We start from the raw sequence: 8123 nt of genomic DNA on the forward strand, positions 1-8123 counted from the left end.
GTGGAAGCATGGTAACATGTGGAGCTGACTGTCACTAATAGGTCGAGGGCTTAACCAGGTTGGTTTAGGTAAGAGGAAAGAACGGATGAAGATATATAACAATGTGTGGTTTTGAGGGTATATGCCCAGATAAAAGAAGATAAGCGCGAGTGGCTCAGTTGGTGGAGTACGACCTTGCCAAGGTCGGGGTCGCGGGTTCGAGTCCCGTCTCGCGCTTTTAAGAAAAGCTAGTGTTTATGCGGATTTCCGGTTTTCGGGAATCCTTTTTTAGTTTACATAAGTAAAAGTACTTAAAGTTTTTACTTAAAGTTTTTGAGTGACCACATGGTATCTGGTATATTGTAATCATGATATAGTCCTTTCTAAATTGACATAGTTATCAATCAATTCTTTCTGCATATCGGTATCAGTCTGAGTGTAAAACTGGATCAGTGTCTTGGGGCTATTACCCATAATAGAGGAAATCAAAGCAGCATTCGGAAAACGGCGCATGTTATTGGTCGCAAAGCTGGTGCGGAATCCATACAGGGATATGTAAGACAACTTCATATCACCTTTTGGTAATTTTCCATCATGCGCATTCTCATACTCTTCCATACTTTTTATGTGAGCAGTAAGCAGCCTCTTAAAAGCCGTGGAATATTGTTTAGGCTTAATTGGATTCCCGTGTTGGCTGACAAACAGATAATCATTATCACACCATTCTTTATCTTCAAGCCGATTTTTCTTTTTCCATATCAGTCTTTTGCGCAGCAGATCATAAAGGTGCTTCGGTATCGGTGGCTGTCTATGTGATTGATGCGTTTTAAGGTTCGTTTCACACTCCCAGTTATCATACCCACGATCAAAGTCAATCATATATGTAGGCTTATCGCTCAGGCATTTTTCAGTCAGTCCACAGACTTCACCGGGGCGCGCACCAAGCAAAGCAGAAAGGCAGAACATAGGATAATAATGTGATTCAATCACTTCCGGTAAGTTTAAAAAGTAAGATATTTCATCGTCTGACCATGTAACCTTTTTGCGCACAGGAACAGTACACCTTGTTATCCCTTCCATGGGGTTTTCAAGAGCAGTAATGCATTTGAGCGGACTAACTGCATAGGTAAAAAGATTAGATAAAATATTAATGCATTTATTTACGGTAGCCGGGCTATGGCTTTGTTTCATGAGATTAACATATTTCTGCATATGGGTAGCTTTGATTTTAGATACCGCCATATCTCCGAACACATCTTTTATGTAATCGTTGTAAAATCTTTTGTAGATCCTCCAGGTGCTATTTGCATAAGTGGGTGGAGCTGTTGCTTCATGCCAAATGTCAAAGACTTCCTGCATGGTTGTCATGCGTTCTTTTTTCTTTGCTTTAACCTGTCCAGCTTCGACAGATCGTATGATATCAACCTCATCCTTTTTTGCTTCTTTCTCTTTATCACGCATAGGCCCGGTGATAGATCGGCTTTCTGCTGCATACCAGACATTTGCAAAATATCTGATAGTTGTTTTACCTGTTTTTTTAGATGTATAACTTTGCTTTTGGATACTCATAAGTATCATTCCTCCGTTATTATTTATTTTTGAGCATAAAAAATACACCTATACAGGTGCATGGAAAAATGATATAATATTTATGTACTCATATTATATCGGGATCATGCCCGTATAGTATCTTTTGCCTTTGCGTAGCCAGCGCAGAGGCTTTTTTATTTATGGAAAGAACTGGGATAAATTACCAGTTACCATATTATGGAAAATTATTATAATAATCATGCACCCAACCTTTACAAAAGAAAGGTAGGGGGTAGTTATGAGTATAAAATACATAGCTTTGAAAAGAAAAGATATATATGCAATATGTTACCGTAGCAAAAAAATGCTTTATTATAATGTAAGTTTCATGGGAAATACACAACTTTGCATTTATATGTAAAGAAATAATAAATTTCTAATGAGGTTGGGTGTGCACTTCATACCATCTTATCTCATCCTATATCTTTCTTATTCTTCTTCATATCAATGACCGGATACATTCTTTCAAGTTCTTCTGGTGTGTCCGGTATTCCATCAAATAAAGGATTACGAGCCTGTTTAGGATGTACTTTATTCATATATGTATTAAGCAAAGACTGACGCACATAAGGCTCAAACTCAAAATACAACTGTATTGCTTCTTTTAGCATTTCTTTTTCTTCTGCTGTACCACCCTTAGAATCTACGAATCCATCTAAACTAAATGTATCTGTAACAATGTTTTTAGGCTCTACACCATGTCTCAGCCATTCTTCATTTAAGTTATATATAGAACAAATGGATTTGATGCTACTATCTGCAACGGTAGATCCAGGCTGTTCCATATAACTTACACCGGATTGAGTAAGCCCCAATTGGGACGCAAATTCACGCTGATTGCATCCTGATTCTTTTCTTATCTGTTTTATACGATCATTAATCGTCAAAAAAGTCACCTCCTACACTCTATCTAAATTGAATAATACCAGTCACTTGTAAAAAAGTCAATAGAAACTAATAAAATGTATTGACAATAACAAGTGAATGGTATAATATAACGATATAAACAAGTGAGTGGTATTTTTGAACTGCTCAATAAATAAGAAAGGAGGAAACGCCATATGTCAGTAGCACAGATGGAGACAACAAAAATAGAAATCATGCTTCCACAGACATGCAAGCATGAAGCGGACGAGTTTGCTGAATTCTTCCAGAGCATGACTGTTGAGGAAAGAATGGATTTTTTAAAGACAGTGCGTGGAGCAAAACTGTATCAGGGAATCATGAAGTCACAGCGCGCCGGGTGAGAGCCGGAGGCAGCAGGACAGAACATTGAAAATTGAGCGGACGGAGTAAAGGGGAGAGGAGGAAGCAAGAAACATGGATGATGAACTTATGAAAGCAATTGATACAGCAATTGATGAATGTATTAAAAAGTTCCGTAATGCAACTACAGGAAAAGAGGTACGTACTTTCATTACGGAGTATGAAGAACTGATGTTTAAAAAGTCAGATGAAGTTATAAAAAGATATCAGATTGATAATTAGGAGGCAGAAATGTTGCATGAATTAAAAATTGTAGATGGAAAACTTTATCTTGACGAGAAAAAGTTAAGCGGGGTACAGGAGTACACAATAAGCGTTTCTGAGAATAGTGACCGTTGCACCTACATGAGCGAATTAAATTTAAAGATAGCGATTAGATTAACAGGAATTGAGCGAACGGAGTAAAGGGGAAAGGAGACAGAGAAGAGTGGACTTCTTAAAACAAATTGCTGTTGGAATACAACATGAATATGAAAATATTAAAAGTATGAGCAAAACATACGGAGAATTGGAAAAGAACATCATGGAATATAACAAAAAGCTGATATGGGAAGGAAACAAGTATCATGACTTTATTAGCAAAGAAATGTTGGAGTTAATGAAAAGAGATATCGGCAATATCAACATTGAAAATTGAGCAGAGGAATACAGATGCAGGAAGCAAAAAAAAAGAATGAACAAAAGCAAAAGAAAAAGGCCGAACGTATTAACGAACGGCTTCATACATGGATCAAAAGATTCCGTAAGAATTGGAGAGATGAAATGTTTGATTTACTTATTGCTATAGCGTGGTATGGGTTTTACATAGTTGGTATTTTGTTTGGACTACTTGTAATTGCCACAACAATAAAAGTAATGGTAAATTATCTGTTTTATCAAGACGCATTACGTGAAAGGATAAGAGAAATTATAGAAACAGCCAATGCAATGAGGGGTATTAGTCTCTGGTAAATGAATCCTACACATAATATTGTGAAATTTTGAAAAAAGTGTATCCCTTCTTGCGTAAGCCTTATATGGTTGCTTGATATTTTTATGTATCCTTTATCTTTTAACGAATCCATGATTGAAATAATTTCTTTTTTGTATTTAGTGCAATCAGCAGAAGGTGTATCGGATGCAAACGGGTATATCATACCATCAGGATCAAGGCGTAATGCAGTATCACTGTCATTAGACAAATTCTTAATTTTATGTAAAACAGCAATAGCCTGTAAAGTCACATCAATTCTCCTTTCATATGTACTCGGTCGGGCATGACCTGTAAGTACATTATATGACTGGAAGAATATGGAAGCAAGGGAAAAACAGGGAGGAGGAAAAAACTTGTACATAGAGCAGAGAATTGAAGAACTGGAAAAAGAGGTAAAGGAACTTCGGGAAAAGGTATCAATATCAGAAAAGTTTGTGACTCCTATGGAGCTTGCAGAAATAATGGGATGTTCCAGAAACACGATATCGAACAAGATTAACTCAGGGGATATATACGCCACCAGGAAGACAGGAGATCCGCGTATACCTATGAGCCAGTTTTATAAATCAGATCCGGTTAATCTTCTGAAACGCAAGCCGGAAAGGCTGCGTAAGGCAGCAGGAGCGGAAACAATGAAAAGCCTTGTTTTCGCAGAGAATTGACATGATATTATGTAAACTTGAAGAATTGACAAAAGAAAAGCACCTGTCATTACTGGAATAATGGCAGGTGCAAAATTGTAACGTCAACATACTTAAATAGTCAATTAAAGTGTACCATGTTGGCGTTTGAAAGTCAAGTCAAAAGGCCGGGGGAGTCCCCGGAATCCGGGCTTGTATGGGGTATTAACATTCCTACGAAACTTACCAATATATGGGTACATAAATAAAGGGATAAGGGGATAGGGGCAGGGGGAGATAGTAGAGTACTGCCAATAGTTAATATACCCAGTAAGAGGTACACGGAAAGGCAGTGAATGGCAAGGGGATTTGTAAGGGAGAAAAAAACCGACTGCCAGAGCTACAGAGAAGTTGATATTTTACCCAGGACAGAAAATGCAGACAAAGCAGTAAAGGGTAAGAGAGGAAAGCGGCAGAAGGTATCAGAACCAAAACAGAAAGATTTAAACGATAAGAATTCAAAGCGTTATCTGGTACAGCTTGGAAATGGAAATTTTGGAATAGGAGATATACACCAAACGGCTACATACAGCCCGGAGTTTCTTCCTGCTACGATTGAAGAAGCAGAAAACATAATGAGCAATTTCCTGCGAAGAGTGGATTATAGACGAAAGGTATTAGGGCTGGATCGGTTAAAGTACATATTGGTCACAGAGTACAATACCGGAGAAGATGGGGAAGCCATTAAAAGAATCCATCATCATATTATCATGAATGGTGGAATGGATCGGGATGAACTTGAATTGATGTGGACGAATACACGTATCACATGGAGAAAAGTATATGAAGAACCGGGATATCGTGAAAGTATTAAACAGTTAGGCTATACCAATGCTGACCGTATACAGGTAAATGAGAACGGAATAGAGGCTTTATGTAAATACCTGACAAAAGATCCGAAAGGTAAAAAGCGTTGGTCTTCTTCTCGGAATCTCGAACGTCCTATACAACAGCCTAATGCAGACCATAAATATACAAAAAAGCAAATAGAGTCTATCGCAAAAACTCCTGATTGTGGGAGAGATTTTTTTGAAAGTAGATTTCCAGATTATAACATTGTTTCCATTATACCGGAATTTTTTGAGGAAACCGGGTGGCATATCTACATGAAAATGTGGAAAAAGCAGGAAGCAAAAAAGCCAAAGGGTAAGGAGAAAAAGAAATGCAGGAGCAGAAAGGAGCAACAGAAACAGAACTGGAAGAAGCATGGGGAAAGGCGTGGTCATGCAGCGATAAACCACCCGGTAAATATATTGGACCCATAACGCAAGGAAATAAAATATATCATTTCTACAAGCAGGGGCAGGAATATTTTTATGAAACAGATTTTGACAGAGAAACGAGGGTAAAGGAAAAAGAGAAGAGGCGAAGCCGATTTGAGAAAAGACAGGGAGGTGAGTGATTGCGAAGCATTATTGAGGATAAAAACGAAAAATCATGTTTTGTTTGTGGATATGCAGGAAAAACAGAAGAACACCATATTTTCGGAGGAAATCCCAATCGGAGATTATCAGAAAAAAATGGATTGAAAGTGCACTTGTGTTATATGCATCACAAGGATTCTAAAGCGGGTGTTCACTTTAACCCGGAACTTATGGAGAAATTACATAAAATTGGTCAAAGAGCATTTGAAGAAAGCCATACAAGAGAAGAATTCATGAGGATTTTCGGTAAGAATTATTTAGATGATTCAGAAGGGGAAAAACCGGAAGAAGGTTTTATCTGGTTAAACGAGGATAAGGAGGAACCTGTAATATGACAATTATCAGTATTAGCAATCTTAAAGGTGGAGTAGGTAAGAGTTTTACGGCTGCACAGCTGGGATATTCACTCAGCCAGGGAGAAAAGAAAAACGTCCTCTTACTTGAAAATGATAAGCAAGGGAACCTTTCAAAATTGTTCGGGAGATATAACAGAAACGGATTATGTCCAACGGCTCAGTTACTTATGAGGAGAAGTACCGCAGAGGAAGTAAGCGAGGAAACGGATTATCCGGGACTTGATATCATCAGCGCAAATATGAGCCTGTTAACTGCCGGAATCGAGTTGCAGAAGGATAATACAGAGGATCAATGCAAAAGATTTGAAAGCCTTAAATTTGCGAGAAACAGAGCAGGAAACCAATATGACTACGTTATCATAGATAATCCACCGGATATCGGTCTAAATGTAATTAATGCCCTTGCTGTGACAAATGATGTAATCGTACCGATCAAAATAGATCAGTGGGCCTTGGAAGGTATGGACCTGATTACCGGGCAGATTGAACAGATAAAACAGATTAATCCAGGTATACGTTTTGCGGGTGCGCTGGTAACGATGTACAAAAACAACAGTACAAATACGGCGGGCGTTGAATGGCTGAAAAGGCATGATATAAAAATGTTTGATACCTATATCCGGTACAGCGATAAGGCAGCAGAAAGCACACTATTTCAGAAGCCAATTCAAGAGTACAGCCCACGGAGTGGAACCGCCAGAAGTTACAGGCAGTTTGTTCAGGAATATATTACAAGATCGGGGGCGAAGTAATGGGACTTGGAGGAGAGTTTTCCTTTCTGGACATTGTAAACAGTGCCACAAGGAGCCGAACGGCAGCAGGGGTAAAAGATTACACGGAAATATGGTTAAGCCCTTATGAGGTGAAAGAAGCACCGCAAAACACGCGTCAGGAGTACAAAAACATTGATGCCTTGGCAGATGCATTCCTACTTGTAGGCCAGGAACAGCCTACAGTATTAGCCAAAGTAAACGGTGAATACCGGATCGTGGACGGTCACAGGAGAAACCGGGCAAATATCATGCTCATAGAAAGAGGATATGAGCAATTTAAAAAGGTTCGTTTCTTTTATAAAGACATGACTGAAAATATGTATGAATTATCCTTGCTGGCAGGAAATGGATTTACACAGGACTTGACTCCATATGAGAAAGCAGAACTGGCAGGAAGATTAAAGAAAGTTCTTGAAAAAATGAGAGACAACGGAGAAATTGAGTTAAAGGGTAAGCTCAGAGATATTATAGGGCAATACCTTGGAGAAAGCTCCGGGCAGATGGGAAGATATGAAAAAATAAATAATAGCCTGACGGAAGAAGCAAAAGAACAGTTTAAAAACGGAAATTTGGGATCAGTAGCAGCTTATGAAACTGCAAGGCTTCCTGCTGCGGAACAAAAGATTATTGCAGAAAGGGCAGCAGAGCAGGGAGGCATTGAAGGGAAAGAGATTGCAGCCATTGTGCAGGAAAAAAAAGAACTGGAAAAACAGACTAAAAAAGCGGAGGAAGCAGCAAAAGAAGCAAAGAAAGCCGCAAAGGATGCAAAAGATGCGCAGATCGGAGCAGCACAAGCCAGTCTGCAAGCGGAACGGTCAGCGGAAAACGCAGACCAGAGCGCAGGGGTTGTAATTGGCATGAATCCTCCTATGGTGTCCAATATGGACACCGAAGAAAAAGGAGAAACATCACCGGAAAAAATAGAAGGAGAAACGGTTTACACCTTACAACAACTTATGATTCAGGCGAAAAAAGTCACTTACAATGAGTTACTTGTTTTACAGGATATATTAATGAGTTGCAGTAACCGTGAATAAGCCGAGAAGGGCAGCAGGGCAGACAAAGTCCAGCTAAGAAATGTC

General features: G+C 38.9%; 12 protein-coding genes and 1 tRNA gene. 11 read left to right on the plus strand and 2 right to left on the minus strand.

Translation table 11 applies throughout. From position 1 onward, the window contains the following. Nucleotides 1–143: 143 nt before the first annotated feature. Nucleotides 144–216 (plus strand) — tRNA-Gly (locus tag DS742_RS27995). 129 nt (nt 217–345) lie between these two features. On the opposite strand, the gene DS742_RS28000 is transcribed toward DS742_RS27995, so the two are convergent. After that, nucleotides 346–1548, minus strand: a complete 1203-nt coding sequence (locus tag DS742_RS28000) for a tyrosine-type recombinase/integrase (protein WP_170313629.1) — start codon at nt 1546–1548, stop codon at nt 346–348. 434 nt (nt 1549–1982) lie between these two features. Continuing rightward, the gene (locus tag DS742_RS28005; RefSeq protein WP_170313630.1) at nt 1983–2456 is read right to left on the minus strand and encodes a helix-turn-helix domain-containing protein; all 474 of its coding nucleotides are present in this window, start codon (nt 2454–2456) and stop codon (nt 1983–1985) included. A gap of 174 nt (nt 2457–2630) precedes the next feature. Between DS742_RS28005 and DS742_RS28010 the strand changes: the two genes are divergently transcribed. The 10 genes from DS742_RS28010 (at nt 2631) to DS742_RS28045 (ending at nt 8078) form a co-directional block, all read left to right on the plus strand. Beyond that, nucleotides 2631–2816, plus strand: coding sequence for a hypothetical protein (locus DS742_RS28010; RefSeq protein ID WP_117420189.1), 186 nt, complete (start codon nt 2631–2633; stop codon nt 2814–2816). Nucleotides 2817–2889: 73 nt separating this feature from the next. Continuing rightward, nucleotides 2890–3057 carry a hypothetical protein gene (locus DS742_RS29140; RefSeq protein ID WP_170313631.1) on the plus strand — a complete coding sequence of 56 codons (168 nt, stop codon included), beginning with the start codon at nt 2890–2892 and terminating at the stop codon, nt 3055–3057. 9 nt (nt 3058–3066) lie between these two features. Continuing rightward, nucleotides 3067–3240, plus strand: a complete 174-nt coding sequence (locus DS742_RS29145; protein WP_170313632.1) for a hypothetical protein — start codon at nt 3067–3069, stop codon at nt 3238–3240. Nucleotides 3241–3262: 22 nt separating this feature from the next. Further along, a complete protein-coding gene (locus DS742_RS28015) occupies nt 3263–3472 on the plus strand; it encodes a hypothetical protein (protein ID WP_117420190.1) in 210 nt (69 codons plus the stop codon). 14 nt (nt 3473–3486) lie between these two features. Beyond that, nucleotides 3487–3786 carry a hypothetical protein gene (locus tag DS742_RS28020; RefSeq protein WP_117420191.1) on the plus strand — a complete coding sequence of 100 codons (300 nt, stop codon included), beginning with the start codon at nt 3487–3489 and terminating at the stop codon, nt 3784–3786. A 375-nt stretch (nt 3787–4161) separates the two neighbouring features. Beyond that, entirely contained in the window at nt 4162–4470 is a 309-nt protein-coding gene (locus DS742_RS28025) for a helix-turn-helix domain-containing protein (RefSeq protein WP_147325900.1), read from the plus strand. A gap of 314 nt (nt 4471–4784) precedes the next feature. Beyond that, a complete protein-coding gene (locus DS742_RS28030) occupies nt 4785–5753 on the plus strand; it encodes a rolling circle replication-associated protein (protein ID WP_205692826.1) in 969 nt (322 codons plus the stop codon). A 137-nt stretch (nt 5754–5890) separates the two neighbouring features. After that, on the plus strand, nt 5891–6247 hold the full coding sequence (locus tag DS742_RS28035) for a hypothetical protein (protein WP_117420193.1): 357 nt from the start codon (nt 5891–5893) through the stop codon (nt 6245–6247). Then, nucleotides 6244–7020, plus strand: a complete 777-nt coding sequence (locus tag DS742_RS28040; protein WP_117420194.1) for a ParA family protein — start codon at nt 6244–6246, stop codon at nt 7018–7020. Before DS742_RS28035 ends, DS742_RS28040 begins: the two co-directional genes overlap by 4 nt. Continuing rightward, nucleotides 7020–8078, plus strand: coding sequence for a ParB/RepB/Spo0J family partition protein (locus DS742_RS28045; RefSeq protein ID WP_117420195.1), 1059 nt, complete (start codon nt 7020–7022; stop codon nt 8076–8078). Before DS742_RS28040 ends, DS742_RS28045 begins: the two co-directional genes overlap by 1 nt. Nucleotides 8079–8123 lie beyond the last annotated feature (45 nt).

Source organism: Lacrimispora amygdalina (assembly GCF_003432035.1).
In the GTDB taxonomy this organism is placed as follows: domain Bacteria; phylum Bacillota; class Clostridia; order Lachnospirales; family Lachnospiraceae; genus Lacrimispora; species Lacrimispora amygdalina.